The following is a 20,277-nucleotide window of genomic DNA, read 5'->3' as shown; positions in this document are numbered from 1 at the left end:
GCGCGGCCTCCCCAGGTGGACCGGCACTTTGCTCGTTCATGGCATCGATGTCCGATGGCAACAACGCCTGACACGTGCCAAAGGCACGGCCTGACACGAAAGTTATTGGGATAGTCGGGCCAGTTCCATTCGCGGGAGGGCCTTCACCGGACACCCTGGGGGCGGCGCGATCCGCTGCGCGTAGTCTGGGGAAAGTCACCGTCCGCCACCCCTCCGTGAGGTATACGTGTCACCGCGCCACAACCGCCCCCGGGGCGGAGAGACCCCGGACGAACGGCCCGGCTCGGGCTACGACCGCTACGGGCTGGAGCGCACCGAGGAGTACCTGGGCGAGGAGTGGAAGGTCCGGCACGTCTCGGGCGCCGGCGCGGCGGGCAAGCGCTACCGCTGCCCGGGCTGCGACCAGGAGATCCCCCCGGGCACCCCGCACGTGGTGGCCTGGCCCGAGTACGGCGGCGTGGACGACCGGCGGCACTGGCACAAGGCCTGCTGGAACGCGAAGGACCGCCGCACCTCCAAGGTGCAGCGGTCCCGCAACGCGCCGCGGTACTGAGCCGCGCGGCCGGCGGACCTCAGACGTCCCGGCGGCGGACGACGGCGTAGGAGGCGGCGACCGCGCCCGCCGTCACCAGGACGAGCAGCGTGATCTGGGCGAGGTCGCTGGGCATCGTGGACCCGGAGACCCCGCCGTCCTGCACCCCGAAGAGCTGGAAGAGGCCGACGGGCGCGTTGTAGCGCAGGACCACCGACCCCACCCCGCTCGTGACCGGCCAGGCCATCAGTATCGACCCGAGCACCGGCGGCATGGTGACCAGGCCAAGCATCACCGCGATGGCGCCCGCCGAGTGCCGCACCAGCGCCCCGACGGCCAGGGCGAGCAGGCCCAGCAGGGTCACGTAGGCACAGCCGGCCAGCGCGCCCGCCCATTCGGCGAGGCCGTGCGGCCCGGCGGCGGGCCCGCTGTGCAGGATCGCCGCCCACAGGCCGACGAACCCCACCGAGCAGGTGGTGGTGGCGAACGCGACCGAGCCGAAGACCAGGTACTTCGCGGTGAGCACCCGCAGCCGGTCGGGGGCGGCGGTCAAGGTGGTGCGGATCAGGCCCGTGCCGTACTCGGAGGAGATCGTCAGCACGCCGAGCACGATCACGGCGAGCTGGCCGACCATCAGCCCGAAGAGGGCCGGCGCGGGGTAGGGAAGGCTCTCGTAGTCCCGGGACGCGGTCTCGACCACGGCCAGCATGCCGACGCCGACGACCAGCGCCACGAGGGAGCCGAGCGTCCACAGGGTGGAGCGCACGGAGGTGAGCTTGGTCCACTCCGAGGCCAGCGCGTGCCCCAGGTGCGGCCGGGGGGTCGGCAGCGGGGAGCTGTAGGCGCCGGACCCGCTCGGCGCGGACCCGCTCGGCGCGGACCCGCTCGGCGCGGGCGCGCTCGCCGTCGGCTTCCCGGCGGGGGTGGTGGTCATCGGGGGTCCTCGGGGGTGTGCTGGGGGGAGGGGGCCAGGTCGGCGGCGCTGCCCGGCATCAGGAAGGGCCGCCGCTGCGCTCCCGGGGGCGGGGGAGCGAAGAAGCTCGCCGCCGTCTCGGGCGCGACGGCCGTCCCGTCCTCGTCCTCCCACTCGGGGACGGACAGCGGCTCGGGCTCCCAGAGCTCGGCGCGTGGGTCGTCGGAGGAGGTGTACTCGACGGAGGCCTGGGTCATCCGCATGTAGGCCTCCTCCAGTGAGGCCCGGTGCGGGGACAGCTCCCACAGCCGCACGCCGGCCGCGTGCGCGAGATCGCTGATCCGCGGGAGCTCCAGTCCGGTGACGCGCAGCGCCCCGTCGGGCTCCTGGAGGACCCGGCCGCCCGCCTTGGCCAGCGCGGTCGCCAGGGTCCCGCGGCCCGCGGGCTCCCCGTCGGCGACACGGACCCGCGCGAATCCGGCCGAGTTGTGCGTGATGAAGTCCTGCGTGCTCATGTCGGCCAGCAGGCGTCCCCGGCCGATCACGATCAGGTGGTCGGCGGTCAGGGCCATCTCGCTCATCAGGTGCGAGGAGACGAAGACGGTGCGGCCCTCGGCGGCGAGCTGCCGCATCAGGTTCCGGACCCAGAGGATGCCCTCGGGGTCGAGGCCGTTGACCGGCTCGTCGAAGAGCAGCACCTGCGGGTCGCCGAGGAGGGCGGCCGCGATGCCGAGCCGCTGGCCCATGCCGAGCGAGAAGCCCTTCGTCCGCTGGCGGGCGGCGGCCTGGAGGCCCACCACGCCGAGGACCTCGTCCACCCGCTTCTCGGGGATCCCGGAGAGCTGGGCGATGGCCAGCAGGTGCGTCCGGGCCCGCCGGCCGCCGTGCACGGCTTTGGCGTCGAGCAGGGCGCCGACGTGCCGCTGGGCGTTGGGGAGGTCCCGGAAGGGGGCGCCGTTGATCGTGACGTGACCGGCGGTGGGCCGGTCCAGCCCGAGGATCATGCGCATGGTGGTCGACTTGCCGGAGCCGTTGGGCCCGAGGAAGCCGGTCACGTGGCCGGGCTTGACCTGGAAGGACAGCCCGTCGACCGCGGTCTTGCTGCCGAAACGCTTCGTCAGGCCGACTGCCTCGATCATCGTGCTGCCCCTTGTCGGCCCCGGACGGCTCTCGCCCGCCTATGCCCTAAGAGGATATCGAGCCGCGGCCGGTTCCCGCCGGGACCGGATCCCTGAGCTCTCCCTGAGATCCGGCCCGGGGTTTTCCCGTAGTACGCGGGACGTCCGCCCTGAGGCGGACCCGGCCGTCAGGCGTCCCGCTTCCTGAGGACGAGGCAGCCGCCGCCCACGGCGGCCAGGACCCACAGGACCATGATCCCGAGGCCGCCCCAGGGGCCGTAGGGGGCCTGGACCTGGTTCAGGGTGTCCGGAACGGTCTCCATGATCTTCGAGCCGGCCTGGTCCGGGAAGAACTGGGACACCTTCCGGGTCGTGGCGAAGGCGCGCAGGATCGTCGAGATCAGGAAGAAGAACGGCATCAGGATGCCCAGCGCCAGGACCGAGCTGCGCAGGACGGCGGTCACGCCCATCGAGAACAGCGCGATCAGGGCCATGTAGAGGCCGGCGCCGGTCACCGCGCGCAGGACGTGCTCCTCGCCGAGTCCGGTGCCGTGCTCGCCCAGGATCGCCTGGCTGAGGAAGAAGGCCAGGAAGCTGGTGGCGAGGCCCACGGCCAGGGCCAGGGCGGTGGCGGCCGTGAGCTTGCCGAGCAGGAACTCCGCGCGGCGCGGCACGGCGGCCAGCGAGGTGCGGATCATGCCCGAGCCGTACTCGGTGCCGACCAGCAGGACACCGAAGACGATCATGGCGAGCTGGCCCAGGGACATCCCCGCGAAGCTCGCCGTGATCGGGTCGAAGGCGAGCTGCTCGGCGGGGGTCATGTCCGGGAAGCGGGACGCGGCGAACGAGCACAGCAGGGCGCCGAGGCCGACCGTGACGACCAGGGCCGAGGCCAGGGTCCAGGTGGTGGACGCGACGGTGCGGATCTTGGTCCACTCGGACCGGAGGACGGCGGGGAAGGAGGACACGGTCACTCGCCGCCCTTCCGGGGTGCGTGGGCGTGGTATTCGACGGAGCCCGCCGTCATGCGCATGAACGCTTCCTCCAGTGAAGCCCGCTGCGGGCTGAGTTCGTGCAGGACGATCTGGTGCCGGGCCGCGAGTTCGCCGAGCCGCTCGCTCGGGACGCCGTCGATTTCCAGGGCGCCGGTGGCGGGGACGCCGATCGCGTCGATGCCGGCCTCGTGCAGGACGTCCTTGAGGCGCTCCTGCTGCGGCGAGCGCAGGCGGACGTAACTGCGGGAGTTCTGCTGGATGAAATCCGCCATCGACAAGTCGGCGAGGAGCCTTCCCTGCCCGATGACCACCAAATGGTCCGCGGTGAGCGCCATTTCGCTCATCAGGTGGGAGGAGACGAAGATCGTCCTTCCCTCGGATGCCAGACCCTTCATCAGATTGCGGATCCAGAGAATTCCCTCCGGGTCCAGACCATTGACGGGTTCGTCGAACATGAGGATCTCCGGATCACCCAGCAGGGCGGCAGCGATTCCCAGCCGTTGGCCCATTCCGAGCGAAAATCCTTTCGATTTCTTCCGCGCCACCGGCGTCAGTCCGACCAGGTCCAGCACTTCGCCGACGCGGCTCTTCGGAATCCGGTTCGACTGGGCGAGGCAGAGCAGGTTGTCGTGGGCGCTGCGCCCGCCGTGCATGGCCTTGGCGTCCAGCAACGCCCCGATGTGCTTCAGCGGTTCCTTGAGGTCCCGGTAGTGCTTCCCGTCGATCCGGACCGTGCCGCTGGTCGGCCGGTCGAGGTCGAGCATCATGCGCATGGTCGTCGACTTCCCCGCCCCGTTCGGGCCGAGGAAGCCGGTCACCGCCCCCGGTCTGACCTGGAAGCTGAGGTGGTCCACGGCGGTTTTCGCGCCGAATCGCTTGGTGAGTCCCTCTAGCTCGATCATGCGGCCACGCTAGAACGCGGCAGGGCCGTACGCCACCTCGAAATGGTGATGTACGGCCCTGGATGCCCGAATTCGACTACCGGGAAGCAGCTCGCGTGCGCACGGGGGTGTATCCGCACGCGGGCGTAAGGGAGTTGCTAGCGGCTCTGCTGCGCCGGGACGCCGCGGGTGACCGGCTCGTCGTCGATCGGGGAGCCGGCGGCGGCCACGGCCGCACCGGTCAGGGTCGCCAGCATCTCGCGGACGTTGGTCAGCTGGGCGTTGATGGAGTCGCGGCGGTTGGTCAGCGCCGCCAGCTCGCGCTCGGACTCGCTGCGGATGCGGTCGGCCTTCGCGTTGGCGTCGGCGACGATGTCCTCGGCCTGGCGCTGCGCGGTCTCCACGGTCTGGCGGGCCCGGCGCTCGGCGTCCGTACGCAGCTTCTCGGCCTCCAGGCGGAGCTGTTCGGCACGGTGCTCGATCTCCGCAAGGCGCTTTTCGGCCTTCTGCTGACGGGAGGCGAGGTCACGCTCGGACTGCTCACGGCGCTTGGCCAGGTTGGTCTCGAAGTCCGCGGCGGCCTGGGCGGCCTTGGCGCGGGTCTCCTCGAAGAGGGCGTCGGCCTCCTCGCGCTTGGAGGCGGCGTCCTTCTGGGCCTCGGCGCGCAGGGTGGCGGCGTCCCCCTTCGCCTTGTCGACGATGCGGACGCCCTCGTCCTCCGCCTTCGACTTCCGGTCCGCGGCGAACGACTCGGCGTCGTTGCGCACCTGCTGCGCGGCGGACTCGGCCAGCTCACGGTGCTGCTCGGCCGCGCGACGGGCCTCCTCGCGCAGGTCCTTCGCCTCCTCCTCGGCCAGCCGCAGGATCTTCTCGACCCGGGCGCCGAGACCGGCGTACGACGGCTCCGCGTCGCTCACCTGGGCCTGGGCGTTCTGCGTTTCGAGGTGCAGCTCCTCGATCCGCTTTTCCAGAGAGTTGATACGTCCTAGGGCGCTGTCGCGGTCCGAGACCAGCTTGGTAATGCGGTCGTCCACCTGACCGCGGTCGTAACCACGCCGCACGAGCTCGAAGCCGAAGGGGGAGGAAGTGTCGCTCATGGGGTTCCTGTCGAAGTGAGACCGATGAGGTGCTACGTGAGGTGTTGAGGGGAATCCTAGGCGCCCGGGCGGCGTGTCATCGAGTCAATCCGCGTTTGCCCTGGACAATGACACCCCTTTTGAGTGGCAAGGCGGCGGAATGATTGTCACTCCTTCGGCTGAACCTCCCCCGGAAGCACGCATCCTGAGCTCCGACTACCCCTGTGATGCCTTGCCACCCGAACGAGTGGACCCCGCCGAAGCGCCGGCCTTCACGCCCCCCGAGCCCTGGCCGCCCACGGACGACTTTCCGCCACCCGAAGGCGCCTCGAATGATTCCAACGCCTCAAGAACGTCCTGGACACGGGAGATCTCCGCCTGAATGTCCTCGCGCCTGCGCACCAGGACCTCCAGCTCGCGCCGGCCCTCGTCGACCAGCCGCTCCGCCTCCGCCTGCGCCTCCGCGAGGGCCCGCTCGGCCTGCCGCGACAGCTCCGCCTTCTTCTGCTCGGCCTCCTTGAGCAGCGTCTCGGCCTTGCGCACGGCGGCGATGCGGACCTTGCTCGCCTCGCTGCTCGCGTCCGACAGCAGCTCCTTGGCCTTCGCCTCCGCCTCGGCGCTCTGCTCGGTCGCCGCGCGGACCAGCTTGTCCACGCGCTCGCCGGCCGACTTCATCTGCTCCGCCGACTCCCGGCGGGCACGCTCGTGCAGCTCCTCCACCTCGGACTCGACGCGGGAGCGCAGCTCCTCCGCCCGCTCCCTTATGGCGGCCGCGTCCGTACGCGCCCCGACCAGCAGCTCGTCGGCGTCCGTACGGGCCTTCTCCACCAGGGAGTTGCCCTCGATCGTGGCCTCCGAGGCGATCCGCGCGGCCTCCTTGCGCGCCGCGTCCACCATCGCGTCGGCCTGCTCCTCGGCCGCCGTGGTGGCGGCCAGGGCCTGCCGGCCCGCGTCGGAGGTCAGCTTGTCGGCCTCCGCCACGGCCTCGGTGATGAGCCGGTCGACCTGCTCCGCGGCCTCGCGGCGGCGCCTGTTGGCCTCCTCGCGCGCCTCGTCCAGCGCCCGCTCGGCCTCCTCGCGGGCCTCGGTACGGGTGCGGTCCGCCTCGGTGGCGGCCTCCGCCTTCACCCGCTCCGCCTCGGCACGGGTGCGCGTCGCGTGCTCCTGGGCCGAGGACAGCGTCTCGGCGGCCTCGGCGCGCAGCCGCTCCGCCTCGTCGGCAGCCTCGCCGACCGTGCGCTCGTTGTCCTTGCGGGTCTGCTCGGTGAGCTTCTCCGACTCGGACACCGCCTCGGTGATGAGCCGGTCCGCCTGCTCCGCGGCCTCCGTGCGCAGCCGGTTGCCCTCCGCGCGCGCCTCGTCGAGGGTCTGCTCCGCCTCGCGCTCGGCGCTCGCCAGGGTCTCGTTCGCGGCGGCCGTGACGCGCTCCGCCTCCGCGGTGGCCTCGCCGACGATCCGGCCGCCCTCCGCGCGGGCCTCGTCGAGGGTCTCCTCCGCCTCGGTGACCAGCCGGTCGGCCTCCGCCGCGGCCTCGCCGAGCGTCAGCTCGTTGGCCGCGCGGGTCTCCTCGATGAGGCGGTCGCCCTCGGCACGGGAGTCCACCAGGATCCTGGCCGAATCCCGCTCCGCCGAGGCCAGCGTCGCCGCGGCCTGCGCCGTCAGCTTCTCCGCCTCGGCGGCGGCCTCGGTGATGAGCCGGTCGGCCTGCTCGGCCGCCTCGGTGCGCAGCCGGTTGCCCTCGGCGCGGGCCTCGTCCAGCACGGCCTGCGCCTCGGTGCGGGCGGCCTCCGCCGCCTGCTCGGCCTCCGTCGTGAGGCGCTCGGCCTCGGCGGTGGCCTCGGCGAGCGTCAGCTCGTTGGCCGCGCGGGTCTCCTCCGTCAGCCGCTCCGCCTCGGCGGCGGCCTCGGTGATGAGCCGGTCGGCCTGCTCGGCGGCCTCGGTGCGCAGCCGGTTGCCCTCGGCACGCGCCTCGTCCAGGACGGAGGCCGCCTCGGCGCGGGTGGCCTCGGCAGCCTGCTCGGCCTCCGTCATGAGGCGCTCGGCCTCGGCGGTGGCCTCGGCGACCGTCAGCTCGTTGGCCGCGCGGGTCTCCTCGGTGACCCGCTCCGCCTCCGCCGTCGCCTCGGCCGTGATCCGGGCACCCTCGGCGCGGGAGGCCTCCAGGGACTCCGCCGCCTCGTTGCGGATCCGGTTGGCGTCGTCACGGGCGTCCGCCCGCGTCCGCGCCGCGTCGCGCTCGGACGCCGCCAGGGCGTCGGTCGCCTCGGTGCGCACGCGCTGCGCGTACTCGGCCGTGTCGGCGCGCAGCTGCTCGGCCTCGGCGATGGCGTCGCCGACCGTGCGCTCGGCCAGGGCCTTCGCCGCGTCCGTCTCGACCTTGGCCTCGCTGCGCACGCGCGCCGCGTCCTCGGCGGCCCGGTCCCGCTCGGCGTGGGCGTCGGCGCGGACCCGGTCCGCCTCTTCCTCGGCCTCGCCGCGGGTGCGCTCCGCCGCGTGCTCCGCCGCGCTGCGCAGCCCGGCGATCTCCTCCTCGGCCTGCTCGTGCAGCCCGGCCACGGAGTCCCGTACCTGCTGGGCGGTGGCCTCGGCCGCCGCGACCAGCTCCGCCGCGCGGACCTCCGCCTCCTCGGTCAGGCGGGCCGCCTCGGCCTGCGCCTCCTCCGAGCGCTTGCGGGCCTGCGCCAGCAGCTCCTCGCTCTGCTCACGGGCCTGGGCCCGCTCGTTGCCCGCGTCCGTACGGGCCGCGGACAGGGTCTCCTCGGCCTCGCGGCGACGCCGGGCGGCCTCCTCCTGGGCGGCGGCCAGCGCCTCCGCGGCCTCCTCGGCGACCCGCTCGGCCGCCGCCTTCGCCTCGGCGCGCAGCCGGTCCGCGGTCTCCTGCGCCTCCGTGCGCACCCGCTCCGACTCGGCCTCCGCCTCGGCGCGCAGCCGTACGGAGACCAGCTCGGCCTCCGCCCGGACCCGTCCGGCGTCCTGCGCGGCCTCGGAGCGCAGCTGCTCGGCCTCCGCCTCCGCCTGGCCCTGGAGGGTGCGGATCCGCTCCGCCGCCTCGGCGCGCAGCCGGTCGCTCTCCTCGGTCGTCTCCTTGCGGATGTTCTCCGCCGCCAGACGGGACTCGCGCAGGGTCTGCTCGGCCGACGTCAGGCGGGCCTCGGCGTCCGACTGCAGCCGCGCCAGCTCCGCCTCGGCCTCCGCCCGCTTGGCCGCCAGCGCCTGCTCGGTCTCCTCGCGCCGCGCCCGGGCCGCCGCGTCCGCCTCGGCGGCGACCGCGCCGGCCGCCTCCTCGGCCTCGGCGCGCAGCCGTTCGGCCTCGGCGCGGGTGCGCTCCAGGGTCTCCTCGGCCTGCCGGCGCAGGGTGGTGGCCCGCTCCACGGCCTCGGCGCGGACCCGCTCGCTCTCGGCGCTCGCGCCGGAGCGCAGCTCGTCGGCGTCGGCCTTGGCCTTGCCCAGGAGCTCCTCGGCGGTCTTGGCCGCCTCCTCGATCTGCTGGACCGCCTCGCGGCGGGCCTCGCCGCGGATCCGCTCGCCCTCGGCGACGGCCTCGGCGCGCAGCTGCTCGGCCTCGCCGCGCAGCCGCCGCGCCTCCGCCTGGAGTTCGACCGTGCGGGCCCGGTACTCCTCGGTGTCGTCCTTCGCGGCGCCCTTGAGCTCTGCGGCCGCGTCGGCCGCCTGGGCGCGCAGCCGCTCCGCCTCGGCCTCCGCCTCGCGGCGGATCCGCTCGGCCTCCTCGGAGGCGGCGCGGGTGGTCGCCCGGGCGTCCTCCGAGGCCTTGTTCAGCACGTCCTCGGCGGTGCGGGCCGCCTTCGCCAGCTGGGCCGCCATGTCCTCGGCGGCGGCCGTACGGGCCTGCTCGCCGGCCTCGGTGCGCAGCCGCTCCGCCTCCGCGCGGGCGTCGGCCAGCGCGTGCTCGGCCTCGGCCTTGAGGATCTCGGCTTCCTTGGTGGCCTCGCCGACCAGCCGGGCGACCTGTTCCTTCGCGGTGCGGGTGCGCTGCTCGTTGACGGACTCGGCCGAGGCGAGCTGCCGGGCGGCGCTCTCCTTGGCCTCGGCGAGCAGGGTCTCCGCCTCCGCCCGGGCCGCGCGCAGCGCCCCGTCGGCCTCCTGGACCCGTGCCTCGGCCACCCGGCCGAGGTCCATGGTCTGCTGCCGGGTCTGCTCGGCCTCGGCGGCGGTGGTGGAGCGCAGCCGCTCGGCGTGCTCGGTGGCCTCCTGGGCCTGCGCGGAGGCGGCGGCCAGCAGCCGCTCGGCCTCCTTGCGGGCGCGCAGCAGCGAGGCCTCGGCCTCGGCACGGGCGGCCTCGGCGTCGGCGGCGAGCCGGCGGCGGGCCTCCTCGGCGGTCCGGGCGGCCTCGGCGCGGGCGGCGTTGAGCGCCTGCTCGGCCTCGGCGCGGGACTCCTCCATGAGCCGGCGGGCCTGGGCCTCGGTCCGGGCGCGCAGCTGCTCGGCCCAGGCGACGTTCTCGTTGACGTGCGCCTCTACGGTCTGGCGGCGCTCGTTGAGCTCCTGGTCCAGCCGCTGACGGCGGTTGACGGCCTCGGTGTGCAGCTCGGCCTGGAGGCGCGCCTGGTGCTCGGCGTGCTCCTGGAGGATGCGCTGGGTCTGGGCCCGGGCGTCGCGCAGTTCGCGCTCGGCGTCGGAGCGCATCTGGTCGGCCTGGATCTGGGCGTTGCGCAGCAGCTGCTCCGCCTGGTATCCCATGTCCGCGCTGTCGTAGGCGGGCCGGGACGCGAGGGCGCGCCGCACCTCGTGCAGCTTGGCCCGCAGCACCTCGACCTGGTAGCCCAGGTCCTCGGCGTGCTGGACTGCCTTCCCGCGCTCCTTCCTCAGCCGCTCCATCTCGGCTTCGAGGCGCGTGAGATGGTCGGCTTCAGCCTGATGGCTCTCCTGGCTTTCGTAGCCGAGCACAGCGCGGTCCCGTCCGTCCCCTGGTCGCAAGCTCATCTCAATTGAGCATCGCTCGCCCGCTGAACGACGCCCCCGGGGAAATGGTGTCAGAAACCGGGGCAGGGGTTACAGGTCCCGCCCCGTCTCCGCGCCGAACCCCGGCCGAGCCATGGCCACTCTACCGGCCGGGGAATGGGGGCATCAGTGATCAGGGTTGCTCGTGACGAGTTCGGTGAGGACTCCGTGGCAGTCCTTGGGGTGGAGGAAGGTGATCCGGGAGCCCATCGAGCCGATGCGGGGCTGGTCGTAGAGGACCCGGACGCCCTTGCCGCGGATGGCCTCGGCGTCGCCGTCGACGTCCGCCGTGCCGAAGGCGATGTGGTGCACGCCCTCGCCGTTCTTGGCCAGCCACTTGCCCACCGCGGAGTCCTCGCGGGTGGGCTCCAGGAGCTGGAGGTAGGAGGCGCCGCCGTCGGAGGTCTCGTTGATCTTCAGCATGGCCTCGCGGACGCCCTGCTCCTCGTTGACCTCGGTGTGGAACACCTCGAAGCCGTACGTGGCACGGTAGAACTCGACGGTCTTGTCCAGGTCGAAGCAGGCGATCCCGATGTGGTCGATTCTTGTCAGCATGGGTCCAGTGCACCGCCGAGGAGGGTCGTCACGCAACGTGCCAGCGATCACACCGACTGCCCGGTGACGGCGCGGGTACTGCTCAGTACATTCAGGTAAACCCTCGTTCACTCCTCAGCTTCCCCGCTGAAAGGGGATTCGCCCTCATGTCCGGAACGAACAACACCACCTCCGTGATCGTCGCCGGGGCCCGCACGCCCATGGGGCGGCTGCTCGGCTCGCTGAAGTCCTTCTCGGGCGCCGACCTCGGCGGCTTCGCCATCAAGTCCGCGCTGGAGCGGGCCGGGATCTCCGGCGACCAGGTCCAGTACGTGATCATGGGCCAGGTGCTCCAGGCCGGCGCGGGCCAGATCCCCGCCCGCCAGGCCGCCGTCAAGGCCGGCATCCCCATGAACGTGCCGGCGCTCACGATCAACAAGGTGTGCCTGTCGGGCCTCGACGCCATCGCCCTCGCCGACCAGCTCATCCGCGCGGGCGAGTTCGACGTCGTGGTCGCGGGCGGCCAGGAGTCGATGACCAACGCCCCGCACCTGCTGCCGAAGTCCCGCGAGGGCTACAAGTACGGTGCGATCGAGATGCTGGACGCGATGGCCTACGACGGCCTCACCGACGCCTTCGAGAACATCGCGATGGGCGAGTCCACGGAGAAGCACAACACGCGCCTGGGCATCGAGCGCGCCCCGCAGGACGAGTTCGCCGCCGCCTCGCACCAGCGGGCCGCCGCCGCGCAGAAGAACGGCGTCTTCGAGGCCGAGATCACCCCGGTCGAGATCCCGCAGCGCAAGGGCGACCCGGTGGTCTTCGCCGCCGACGAGGGCATCCGCCCGGAGACCACGGTGGAGTCCCTGGGCAGGCTGCGCCCGGCGTTCGCCAAGGACGGCACCATCACCGCCGGCACCTCCTCGCAGATCTCCGACGGCGCCGCCGCCGTGGTCGTGATGAGCAAGGCCAAGGCCGAGGAGCTGGGCCTGGAGTGGATCGCCGAGATCGGCGCCCACGGCAACGTGGCCGGCCCCGACAACTCCCTCCAGTCGCAGCCCTCGAACGCGATCCTGCACGCCCTGGGGAAGGAGGGCCTGGAGGTCGCCGACCTGGACCTGATCGAGATCAACGAGGCCTTCGCCGCGGTCGCCGTGCAGTCAATGAAGGACCTCGGCGTGACCCCGGAAAAGGTGAACGTCAACGGTGGCGCGATCGCCCTGGGCCACCCGATCGGCATGTCCGGCGCCCGCGTGGTGCTCCACCTGGCGCTGGAGCTCAAGCGGCGTGGCGGCGGGGTCGGCGCGGCCGCGCTGTGCGGCGGCGGCGGCCAGGGCGACGCCCTCGTGATCCGCGTCCCGAAGGCGTAGGTGCTGCGCTGATGGCGACGGTGGACGTCCCCGCGCTGGTGGCGCAGGCCCGCGAGGGCCGGCCGCGGGCCGTGGCCCGGCTGATCTCACTGGTCGAGGGGGCGTCCCCGCACCTGCGCGAGGTCATGGCCGCCCTGGCCCCGCTCACGGGCGGCGCGTACGTGGTCGGGCTGACGGGTTCTCCCGGTGTCGGCAAGTCGACCTCGACCTCGGCCCTGGTCACGGCGTACCGCAAGGCCGGCAAGCGGGTCGGCGTGCTCGCGGTGGACCCGTCCTCGCCCTTCTCGGGCGGGGCCCTGCTCGGCGACCGGGTCCGCATGTCGGACCACGCCTCCGACCCGGGGGTCTACATCCGCTCCATGGCCACCCGGGGCCACCTGGGCGGGCTCGCCTGGGCGGCGCCGCAGGCGATCCGGGTGCTGGACGCGGCGGGCTGCGACGTGATCCTGGTCGAGACGGTCGGCGTCGGGCAGTCGGAGGTGGAGATCGCCTCGCAGGCCGACACCTCGGTGGTGCTGCTCGCGCCCGGGATGGGCGACGGGATCCAGGCCGCGAAGGCCGGGATCCTGGAGATCGGCGACGTGTACGTGGTGAACAAGGCGGACCGGGACGGCGCGGACGCGACCGCCCGGGAGCTGAACCACATGCTGGGCCTGGGCGAGTCCCGGGGCCCGGGCGACTGGCGCCCGCCGATCGTCAAGACGGTCGCGGCCCGGGCCCAGGGCATCGACGAGCTGGTCGAGCAGCTGGAGAAGCACCGGGCGTGGATGGACGAGCGCGGGGTGCTCGCCGAGCGCCGTGCCGCGCGGGCCGCGCGCGAGGTGGAGACCATCGCGATCACCGCGCTGCGCGGGCGCCTCGCGAACGTGCACGGCGACGCGCACCTGGGCGGCCTGGCCGCGCGGGTCGCGGCCGGGGAGCTGGACCCGTACGCGGCGGCCGACGCGCTGCTGGAGAGCCTGACCGAGCGCTGAGGCGCCCGGAGACGCCGGAGGGGCGGGGGAGGTGCCTCCCCCGCTCCTCCGGCGCGCGTACGGGCCGTCCGGGGGCTCCGGACGGCCCGCGCTAGATCTTGCCGCGGTTGCCGCGCAGGTGCTCCGCGACGGGCGCCAGCGAGCTGCGCAGCGCCTGCAGGGCCTCCGGGGGGAGCAGGTCGATGAAGTGCTCCCGGACGGACGCCACGTGGTGCGGGGCGACCTTGCGCATGGTCTCCATGCCCTCGTCGGTGAGCACGGCGTACAGGCCGCGCCGGTCGGACTCGCAGTTGACCCGGCGCACCAGGCCCGCGGCCTCCATGCGGGTGATCTGGTGGGACAGCCGGCTCTTCGACTGGAGGGTCGCGGTGGCCAGGTCGCTCATGCGCATCCGGTGGCCCTCCGACTCCGAGAGGTTGACCAGGATCTCGTAGTCGTTGTTGGTGAGTCCGAAGGGCTGGAGATCCTTTTCCAGCTGGTGCATCAGCAGTCTGCTGACGTCCAGGTGGGTGCGCCAGGCGCACTGTTCGGCGTCGGTGAGCCAGCGGGTGGCCGTCTCGGTCTCCATCGTCTCCATGAGTGAACTCTACCTAAGAAGTTGAATTACGTACAAAAATAGGAAGATCTTCCCGGCCCCTGGGGCGGGAGGCGCCTCACAGACCAAGTCGCCGCTGCAGGTCGCCGAGCTGCCCCGGCATCCGCGGCACCCCCAGCTGCCCCAGCGGACCCTGGCCGGCCCCCGGGACGCCCTGCGCGTTGCCCGTGGCCGCCCCGGCACCCACCTCGCCGACCGACTGCTCCGCCATCAGCAGCTCGGTCGACTGGAGCAGCACCGTGCCCGCACCGACGAACTCGAACTGGTGCTCCTCACCCGAGGTGCCGCCGATGCCCGTCAGTGCGCGCAGCCCGCCGATCACGCCGGACATGTAGCCGTGGTCGTAGTGGTGGCACGGGGAGGGGCAGTCCGCCCAGCCCACCAGCGCCTGCGGGTCCACCCGCAGCGGCGGCTCCATGAAGACCACCGGTCCGTTGGACGCCGCCACGAACTTCCCGGTTCCGATCAGCGTCAGGAATCCCGGGACGATCGACTGCTTGAGGGCCAGCGTGGGCTGGTAGGCCAGCAGGTTCCCCGACCGGATGGTCAGGTTCCCGTCGTCCAGGTCGTACGAGTTCACGTCGAAGGCCCGGTCGGCCAGGAGCATCTTGCCCTGTCCCTCGGCGACCACCCAGTCGCTCGCGTGCAGCGGCGAGTGGAAGCTGGTGCGCAGCAGCCGGTCGAAGCGGCCGTGGCCGATGCCGTTGAACTCGATGTGCCCGTAGTACGAGATCATCTTGCCCTTCTGCAGGAACCACTGGTTCCCCTTGAGCTCCACACAGAAGGTGTACGCGTTCACGTTGTCGTCGGAGGGCAGTGTGTACGGGTCGAAGACGGTCGGGCCGCCCGGTCCGCCGGTCACGGGGCCGAAATTCACAGCTTCTCCTCCGAGGCCTGTACGTAGACCGCGCCCTGGCCGGAGAGCTCCAGCTGGAACGCCTCGCCCGAGCCGCGCCCCACCATGTCGCGCCAGCCGAGCGCGGTGGAGAGCTTGTTCCTGACGTCCCCGTGGTGGGCCACGTACGCCTGCGGGTCGACGTGGACCGGCCGGTTCGGGGTGATGGGGAGCTCGATGACCCCGCCGTGGGCCATCACGGCGACCGCGCCGTGGCCCTTGAGGGTGGTGGTGAACAGGCCCTGACCCGTCACCTGGCCGCGCACCATGCCCATGACACCGCCCTGCGAGCCCATGAACATGGTGCCCTGCTGGAGGGTGCCGTCGAAGGCGAGCAGCCGGTCGGCCTCGACGTAGAGGGTGTCGCCCTGGAGGTTGATCACCTGGATGTGGTGGCCGCCGTGGCCGAACATCACCGTGCCGCTGCCCTCGACCGCCATCAGCGGGGTCTGCTCGTTGGCCACCCGGCGGCCGATCATGCTCATGACGCCGCCCTGGCCGCCGGTGATGCTCGGCGTGAAGGAGACCTCGCCGCGGTAGGCGAGCATCGCCCCGCGCTGGCTGTACATCTTCTGCCCGGGGACCACCTGGGCCTCGACCATCTTCGAGTTGATCTCGCGGAACGGCATCAGAGGTCGCCCCCGACCGTGTTGCGCTCGCTGGGTTGCACGTACACCAGGCCCTCGCCCTCGAAGCGGATCTGGAACGCCTCGCCGGAGCCCTCGCCGATCAGGGTGCGGAAGTTGATCCCCGACTGGAAGGACTGCCGGAGGTCGCCGGTGTGGGCGATGTACGCGCCCGGGTCCACCGAGAGCGGGTACTGGGCGCTGACACGCAGCACCACCGCCGGGCCGTCGGACATGACCGCCGCCTGGCCGGTGCCCTCCACGGTCGTGGTGAAGAGCCCGTTGCCGGTGCTCGCGCCGCGCAGGCCGGTGAACGTCGTGCCGGTGCGCAGGGAGGCGTCGGTGCACAACAGGTTGCTGGACTCGACGTACAGCTTCTCGCCGCGCAGGTCGACCAGGTTGATCTCGCTGGCGCGGTCCGCGAAGTAGCAGGTGCCGTGCCCCTGCACCTCCATCACCGTCATCTGCTCGCCGGTCAGCCGGCGCGTCACCATCCCGCGGAGGCCTTCGCCGCCGCCCGTCATCTTCTTGAAGGCCATCTGCCCGTCGTACGCGACCATGGAGCCGTTCTTCGCTTTCACGGCGTCCCCGGTCAGTGCGACGGCCAGCACCTTGCTGCCTTGGAGTCGGAACTGAGCCACGGGGTGACGGTATCGGTACCGGGCGGCACCGCACAGGCCCGGGACGCCGATATGCGCCACATTCACCGGGGTTGGGGGTTCCGGCCCCCCGCCCGAAGATCCCCGGGGACTGCTGAGACACTGGAACGGCCCCCCGGTCCCCGGCCCCGAAGGTTCCACGTGGACATCAAGACCGCCTCCGCCCTGCACCGGCTGCGCCTCATCTCCGTACCGGAGGCGCTGTCGTTCCCGGCCCTGCTGATCTTCGGCTCCCTGCTGAGCCGGATCTCGGACATCGACTACCTGATGATGCCGCTGGGCATCCTGCACGGGATCCTGTTCGTCATCTACGCGGTCTTCCTGCTGGACGTGTGGAACAAGGCGAAGTGGCCGCTGAAGAGGGTCGCCCTGTTCTTCGTGCTCGCGCTGCTGCCCTTCGGCGGGCTCTACGGCGACCGGCTGCTCAAGCGGGACGAGGCCGACAGCGTCGTCGCCGCCCGCGCGCGCGAGGCGGCCCGGGCATGATCGTCGCGTTCTCGGTGACCCCGCTGGGGGTGGGCGAGGAGGTCGGCGAGTACGTCGCCGACGCGGTCCGCGCGGTGCGCGAGTCCGGCCTGCCCCACCGCACCGACGCCATGTTCACCACCCTCGAAGGGGAGTGGCACGAGGTCATGGACGTGGTCCGGCGCGCGGTGGCCGCGGTCGAGGAGCGCGCCCCGCGGGTCTCCCTGGTCCTCAAGGCCGACATCCGCCCCGGTGTCACCGACGGGATCACCTCGAAGGTCGACACGGTCGAACGCCACCTCGCGCGGGACTGACCCGGCGCCTCGACGCCCTTCCCCGACAGTGCCCCCCGCCCGCCGACGGGGGGCACTGTCGTACGCCCGGACCCGCAGGGGTGTGACGGGTCTCACCGCCGGACGGGTCGGCGGGCGGGTCACACCACGGCGGTGCCCGAGGCGAGGGCTATGGCCAGGGGGGTGCGTTCGTAGCGGACCTGGTGGCCGTGGCGGGCGGAGATGAGCAGGCCCGCCTCCTGAAGCACCTTCAGATGCGCCGAGACCGTCGACGGGGCCAAGCCGAGCCGGTGGGCCAGCGCCGTGGTGGAGGCCGGCTCCTCCAGGGCGCACAGCACGTCGGCCCTGCCCCGGCCCAGCAGGCGGGCCAGCGCGGCCGGGGTGTCCTCCCGTACCGGGGTCCACAGGGCGCCGATGCCCCGGGCCGGGTACACCACGGTCGGCTGCCAGGGCGGGTCGAAGCCGCCCGCGATCTGCGGCCAGACGAAGGCGCTCGGCATCAGCAGCAGCCCCTGGCCGCCCAGGACCCGCGCGTGCGCGGAGGGCCGCTCGATGGTCAGGGTGAGGGAGGCGGAGTCCCAGGAGAGGTCCGGGTGCAGCCCGTCGAAGAGGGCCTCCAGCCCCCCGGCGGCGAGCCGGCGCGAGTGGAAGAGGACGTCCGCCTCCAGCAGGGCCCGCAGTCTCGGCCAGTGCGGCTCGACCAGCACGGTCCAGGCCCGCTCCAGCAGATCGGCCAGCTGCCGCACGGACCGCGCGGGATCGGCGACCAGGGACCGGCCCAGCTCGCTGTCGAGCGCGCCCGGCGTGCAGGCCAGTGCCCTGAGCATGTCCTCGCGGGCCGCGGCCGGGTCCGCCGCGCGGACCTGCGCCAGCTCCTCCGCGAAGGTCACCCCGGGCCCGCTCGGCGGCGGGCTGACGAAATCCGTGCTGTGCCCGCGGCGGGGCATCAGCAGCCACAGCGGCCGCAGGTCCAGCCCCGCGGCCGCGGCCCGGATCCCGCGCAGCCAGGGCAGGTGGAAGCCCTGCCGGTCCGGGCGCTTGAGGGTGCGGACCGCCTCCTGGGTCTCCCACAGCGGCGACAGCGCGAACCGGCACCGCAGCAGGTCCTCGTGCCCGAAGTGGTGGAGCAGCCCCATCCCGGCCCGCCTCCCCTCGTGTACGCGACGGCGCCGACCCGAGGACTCTGCCCCGACATTCGCCCCCACGCGAATCCCTACGCTCCGGGGGCCGGGTCACGGAGGCTGCCGCCATGCCGACCGACCACGACGCCCCCGCCCCCGCCGCCCCCGTCGACCGGGCCGCACCCCGCACCCCCCGACCCGTCCCCACCCCGGCCCCCGCGGCCCCGACCCCGGCCGCCCCGGGCCCCGCCGCCCCAGGCCCCGCCGCCCCGGCCCCGGCCGCCGCCGCTCCGGCCCCCGGCCCCGCCGCCCCGGCCCCGGCCGCCGCCGCTCCGGCCCCCGGCCCCGCCGCCCCGGCCCCGGCCCCCGCCGCTCCGGCCCCGGACCCCGCCGCTGCGGGTTCCGCCGCCTCGGCCCCGGGCCCCGCCGCTGCGGGTTCCGCCGCCTCGGGCCCGGCCGTTCCGGCCCCCGCCGATCCTGCGGCATCCGGCCCCGCCATCCCGGAGGCCGGATACCGGGCCGTGTTCCGGGTCCGTGAGTTCCGGGCCGTCTTCGCCGCGCACCTGCTCTCCCTGCTGGGCGTCGTCGTCGCCGAGATCTCCCTCACCGTCCTCGTCTACCGCGCCACCGGCTCCCCCCTGATGAGCGCGCTCACCTTCGCCCTCGGCTTCCTGCCCCACGCCCTCGGCGGCACCCTGCTCGCCGGGATCGCCGACCGGTACCCCGCCCGGCGGGTGCTCACCGCCTGCGACCTGGTGTGTGCCGCCTGCGCGGCGGCCATGGTCTGGCCAAGGACGCCGATCGCGGGGATCCTCGTCCTGCGCTGCGCCATGGCCTTCGTCGCGCCCCTCTTCCAGGGCGCGCGCAGCGCCTCCCTCGCCGACATCCTCGGCTCCGGCGGGGCCTTCGTCCTCGGCCGGTCCCTGCTGCGGATGGTCGCGCAGAGCGCCCAGCTCATCGGCTTCGGCCTCGGCGGGCTGCTGCTGACCGTCCTCGCGCCGCGCGGGGCCATCGCCCTGACCGCCGCCGGGTTCCTGGCCTCCGCCCTGCTGCTGCGCCTGGGCACCCGGGCCCGGCCCGCCCGGGCGGCGGCCGCCCGGCATTCCGCGCTCGGCGGGCTGCGCGCCGTGTTCGGGAACCGCCGGCTGCGCGTCCTGACCCTGCTGTGCTGGGTCCCGTCCGCCTTCACCGTCGTCCCGGAGGCCCTGCTCACCCCTTACGCCGACGGCATCGGCGCCGGGACCGTCACGCTCGGGATCCTGATGTGCGCCCTTCCCGTGGGCACCGTCGCGGGTGAACTCTGGGCCGGCTCCGCCCTCACCGAGCAGACCCGGGCGCGGATCACCGCCCCGCTGGCCGCCGTCTGCCTGCTCCCCTTCCTCGTGTACGCGCTCCGCCCGGGCCCGGCCGCCGTCGCGGCGGCCCTGGTCCTCGCCGGGCTGGCGCACGCCCACGCGCTCGGCATCGACCGGATGTACGTGGACACCGTCCCCGACGAGCTGCGCGGCCGGGCGATGACGCTGCTCAGCACCGGGCTGATGACCCTCCAGGGGGTGGGCATGGCGCTGGCCGGGGCCGCCGCCGAGGTCTTCCCGGCGCACGCCGTCGTCGCCGGCTCCGCCCTGCTCGGCACCCTCGTCGTCCTCGTCCTGCTCGCACAACTGCGCGCCACCGCGCCGGCCGGCGCGGTGGCCGAGGAATGAGACGGGGGGCCGCCGGAAATGACCGCCCGGTAGGGTCTGGTGGATGCCGAAGCCGCTCAGCCTCCCCTTCGACCCCATCGCCCGTGCCGACGAGCTCTGGCGGCAGCGCTGGGGTCCCGTGCCCTCCATGGCCGCGATCACCTCGATCATGCGCGCGCACCAGATCCTGCTCGGCGAGGTCGACGCGGTGGTGAAGCCGTACGGGCTGACCTTCGCCCGGTACGAGGCGCTGGTGCTGCTCACCTTCTCCCAGGCGGGGGAGCTCCCGATGTCGAAGATCGGCGAGCGGCTGATGGTCCACCCCACCTCGGTGACGAACACGGTGGACCGGCTCGTGAAGTCCGGGCTGGTGGCCAAGCGGCCCAACCCGCACGACGGCCGCGGCACGCTCGCGTCCATCACGGAGAAGGGCCGCGAGGTCGTCGAGGCGGCGACCAAGGACCTGATGGCGGTCGAGTTCGGGCTCGGCGTCTATGACGCGGAGGAGTGCGCGGAGATCTTCGCGCTGCTCAGGCCGCTGCGGGTGGCCGCCGCCGACTTCCAGGAGAGCTGAGGGCCGGGGCGCGTC

General features: G+C 73.4%; 19 protein-coding genes. 7 read left to right on the top strand and 12 right to left on the bottom strand.

The features are described from left to right. Nucleotides 1-226: 226 nt before the first annotated feature. The gene (locus ACFY15_RS01900; RefSeq protein WP_042811580.1) at nucleotides 227-553 is read left to right on the top strand and encodes a hypothetical protein; all 327 of its coding nucleotides are present in this window, start codon (nucleotides 227-229) and stop codon (nucleotides 551-553) included. A gap of 19 nt (nucleotides 554-572) precedes the next feature. Here the strand turns inward: ACFY15_RS01900 and ACFY15_RS01895 are convergent, their stop codons facing one another. From ACFY15_RS01895 to mce, 7 genes are all read right to left on the bottom strand, one after another. Then, entirely contained in the window at nucleotides 573-1,466 is an 894-nt protein-coding gene (locus tag ACFY15_RS01895) for an ABC transporter permease (protein WP_390824874.1), read from the bottom strand. Continuing rightward, on the bottom strand, nucleotides 1,463-2,584 hold the full coding sequence (locus ACFY15_RS01890; protein WP_390685377.1) for an ABC transporter ATP-binding protein: 1,122 nt from the start codon (nucleotides 2,582-2,584) through the stop codon (nucleotides 1,463-1,465). Before ACFY15_RS01890 ends, ACFY15_RS01895 begins: the two co-directional genes overlap by 4 nt. Before the next feature lie 167 nt (nucleotides 2,585-2,751). After that, entirely contained in the window at nucleotides 2,752-3,531 is a 780-nt protein-coding gene (locus ACFY15_RS01885; protein WP_390685515.1) for an ABC transporter permease subunit, read from the bottom strand. A 2-nt stretch (nucleotides 3,532-3,533) separates the two neighbouring features. Then, on the bottom strand, nucleotides 3,534-4,460 hold the full coding sequence (locus ACFY15_RS01880) for an ABC transporter ATP-binding protein (protein WP_390685378.1): 927 nt from the start codon (nucleotides 4,458-4,460) through the stop codon (nucleotides 3,534-3,536). 137 nt (nucleotides 4,461-4,597) lie between these two features. Beyond that, the gene (locus ACFY15_RS01875) at nucleotides 4,598-5,536 is read right to left on the bottom strand and encodes a cellulose-binding protein (protein WP_390685379.1); all 939 of its coding nucleotides are present in this window, start codon (nucleotides 5,534-5,536) and stop codon (nucleotides 4,598-4,600) included. Between the two features lie 195 nt (nucleotides 5,537-5,731). After that, on the bottom strand, nucleotides 5,732-10,456 hold the full coding sequence (gene scy / locus ACFY15_RS01870) for a polarized growth protein Scy (protein WP_390685380.1): 4,725 nt from the start codon (nucleotides 10,454-10,456) through the stop codon (nucleotides 5,732-5,734). Nucleotides 10,457-10,600: 144 nt separating this feature from the next. Then, nucleotides 10,601-11,029, bottom strand: a complete 429-nt coding sequence (gene mce, locus ACFY15_RS01865; RefSeq protein ID WP_365155017.1) for a methylmalonyl-CoA epimerase — start codon at nucleotides 11,027-11,029, stop codon at nucleotides 10,601-10,603. A 146-nt stretch (nucleotides 11,030-11,175) separates the two neighbouring features. On the opposite strand from mce, the gene ACFY15_RS01860 reads away from it, so the two are divergent. After that, nucleotides 11,176-12,378, top strand: coding sequence for an acetyl-CoA C-acetyltransferase (locus ACFY15_RS01860; protein WP_390685381.1), 1,203 nt, complete (start codon nucleotides 11,176-11,178; stop codon nucleotides 12,376-12,378). Nucleotides 12,379-12,389: 11 nt separating this feature from the next. Beyond that, nucleotides 12,390-13,352: a methylmalonyl Co-A mutase-associated GTPase MeaB gene (gene meaB, locus ACFY15_RS01855; protein ID WP_390685382.1), complete on the top strand. Its 963-nt coding sequence runs from the start codon at nucleotides 12,390-12,392 to the stop codon at nucleotides 13,350-13,352. Nucleotides 13,353-13,443: 91 nt separating this feature from the next. Here meaB and ACFY15_RS01850 read toward each other — a convergent pair whose 3' ends face one another. The 4 genes from ACFY15_RS01850 to ACFY15_RS01835 form a co-directional block, all read right to left on the bottom strand. After that, nucleotides 13,444-13,920, bottom strand: coding sequence for a MarR family winged helix-turn-helix transcriptional regulator (locus ACFY15_RS01850; protein WP_390685516.1), 477 nt, complete (start codon nucleotides 13,918-13,920; stop codon nucleotides 13,444-13,446). A gap of 85 nt (nucleotides 13,921-14,005) precedes the next feature. Beyond that, nucleotides 14,006-14,809: an AIM24 family protein gene (locus ACFY15_RS01845; protein ID WP_390685517.1), complete on the bottom strand. Its 804-nt coding sequence runs from the start codon at nucleotides 14,807-14,809 to the stop codon at nucleotides 14,006-14,008. A gap of 11 nt (nucleotides 14,810-14,820) precedes the next feature. Next, nucleotides 14,821-15,471 (bottom strand): AIM24 family protein, encoded by a 651-nt coding sequence (locus ACFY15_RS01840; RefSeq protein WP_390685383.1) that lies wholly within the window; start codon nucleotides 15,469-15,471, stop codon nucleotides 14,821-14,823. Further along, nucleotides 15,471-16,109 (bottom strand): AIM24 family protein, encoded by a 639-nt coding sequence (locus tag ACFY15_RS01835; RefSeq protein ID WP_390685384.1) that lies wholly within the window; start codon nucleotides 16,107-16,109, stop codon nucleotides 15,471-15,473. Before ACFY15_RS01835 ends, ACFY15_RS01840 begins: the two co-directional genes overlap by 1 nt. A 159-nt stretch (nucleotides 16,110-16,268) precedes the next feature. Here ACFY15_RS01835 and ACFY15_RS01830 point away from each other — a divergent pair, with 159 nt between their 5' ends. Beyond that, nucleotides 16,269-16,613 carry a DUF3817 domain-containing protein gene (locus ACFY15_RS01830; protein WP_390685385.1) on the top strand — a complete coding sequence of 115 codons (345 nt, stop codon included), beginning with the start codon at nucleotides 16,269-16,271 and terminating at the stop codon, nucleotides 16,611-16,613. After that, nucleotides 16,610-16,906: an MTH1187 family thiamine-binding protein gene (locus ACFY15_RS01825; protein ID WP_390685386.1), complete on the top strand. Its 297-nt coding sequence runs from the start codon at nucleotides 16,610-16,612 to the stop codon at nucleotides 16,904-16,906. Before ACFY15_RS01830 ends, ACFY15_RS01825 begins: the two co-directional genes overlap by 4 nt. A 119-nt stretch (nucleotides 16,907-17,025) precedes the next feature. Here the strand turns inward: ACFY15_RS01825 and ACFY15_RS01820 are convergent, their stop codons facing one another. After that, on the bottom strand, nucleotides 17,026-18,021 hold the full coding sequence (locus ACFY15_RS01820; RefSeq protein WP_390685387.1) for a DUF5937 family protein: 996 nt from the start codon (nucleotides 18,019-18,021) through the stop codon (nucleotides 17,026-17,028). Nucleotides 18,022-18,134: 113 nt separating this feature from the next. Here ACFY15_RS01820 and ACFY15_RS01815 point away from each other — a divergent pair, with 113 nt between their 5' ends. Further along, complete coding sequence (locus ACFY15_RS01815; RefSeq protein WP_390824873.1) at nucleotides 18,135-19,709, top strand: MFS transporter; 1,575 nt, start codon at nucleotides 18,135-18,137, stop codon at nucleotides 19,707-19,709. 43 nt (nucleotides 19,710-19,752) lie between these two features. Beyond that, complete coding sequence (locus ACFY15_RS01810; protein ID WP_390685388.1) at nucleotides 19,753-20,262, top strand: MarR family winged helix-turn-helix transcriptional regulator; 510 nt, start codon at nucleotides 19,753-19,755, stop codon at nucleotides 20,260-20,262. Nucleotides 20,263-20,277: the final 15 nt, after the last annotated feature.

Origin of the sequence: Streptomyces sp. NPDC001373, from assembly GCF_042895815.1 — a bacterium.
In the GTDB taxonomy this organism is placed as follows: Bacteria; Actinomycetota; Actinomycetes; order Streptomycetales; family Streptomycetaceae; genus Streptomyces.
The sequence above is the reverse complement of the archived record's forward strand: the minus strand, read 5'-3'. Positions and strand labels throughout refer to the sequence as shown.

What these genes read in the sequence shown, in the direction of transcription:
- ACFY15_RS01895 (WP_390824874.1), bottom strand. Translation starts at nt 1,466, where the DNA reads ATGACCACCACCCCCGCCGGGAAGCCGACGGCGAGCGCGCCCGCGCCG.
- scy (WP_390685380.1), bottom strand. Translation starts at nt 10,456, where the DNA reads ATGAGCTTGCGACCAGGGGACGGACGGGACCGCGCTGTGCTCGGCTAC.
- ACFY15_RS01880 (WP_390685378.1), bottom strand. Translation starts at nt 4,460, where the DNA reads ATGATCGAGCTAGAGGGACTCACCAAGCGATTCGGCGCGAAAACCGCC.
- meaB (WP_390685382.1), top strand. Translation starts at nt 12,390, where the DNA reads ATGGCGACGGTGGACGTCCCCGCGCTGGTGGCGCAGGCCCGCGAGGGC.
- ACFY15_RS01840 (WP_390685383.1), bottom strand. Translation starts at nt 15,471, where the DNA reads ATGCCGTTCCGCGAGATCAACTCGAAGATGGTCGAGGCCCAGGTGGTC.
- ACFY15_RS01850 (WP_390685516.1), bottom strand. Translation starts at nt 13,920, where the DNA reads ATGGAGACCGAGACGGCCACCCGCTGGCTCACCGACGCCGAACAGTGC.
- ACFY15_RS01810 (WP_390685388.1), top strand. Translation starts at nt 19,753, where the DNA reads ATGCCGAAGCCGCTCAGCCTCCCCTTCGACCCCATCGCCCGTGCCGAC.
- mce (WP_365155017.1), bottom strand. Translation starts at nt 11,029, where the DNA reads ATGCTGACAAGAATCGACCACATCGGGATCGCCTGCTTCGACCTGGAC.
- ACFY15_RS01815 (WP_390824873.1), top strand. Translation starts at nt 18,135, where the DNA reads ATGCCGACCGACCACGACGCCCCCGCCCCCGCCGCCCCCGTCGACCGG.
- ACFY15_RS01860 (WP_390685381.1), top strand. Translation starts at nt 11,176, where the DNA reads ATGTCCGGAACGAACAACACCACCTCCGTGATCGTCGCCGGGGCCCGC.
- ACFY15_RS01820 (WP_390685387.1), bottom strand. Translation starts at nt 18,021, where the DNA reads ATGGGGCTGCTCCACCACTTCGGGCACGAGGACCTGCTGCGGTGCCGG.
- ACFY15_RS01825 (WP_390685386.1), top strand. Translation starts at nt 16,610, where the DNA reads ATGATCGTCGCGTTCTCGGTGACCCCGCTGGGGGTGGGCGAGGAGGTC.
- ACFY15_RS01890 (WP_390685377.1), bottom strand. Translation starts at nt 2,584, where the DNA reads ATGATCGAGGCAGTCGGCCTGACGAAGCGTTTCGGCAGCAAGACCGCG.
- ACFY15_RS01875 (WP_390685379.1), bottom strand. Translation starts at nt 5,536, where the DNA reads ATGAGCGACACTTCCTCCCCCTTCGGCTTCGAGCTCGTGCGGCGTGGT.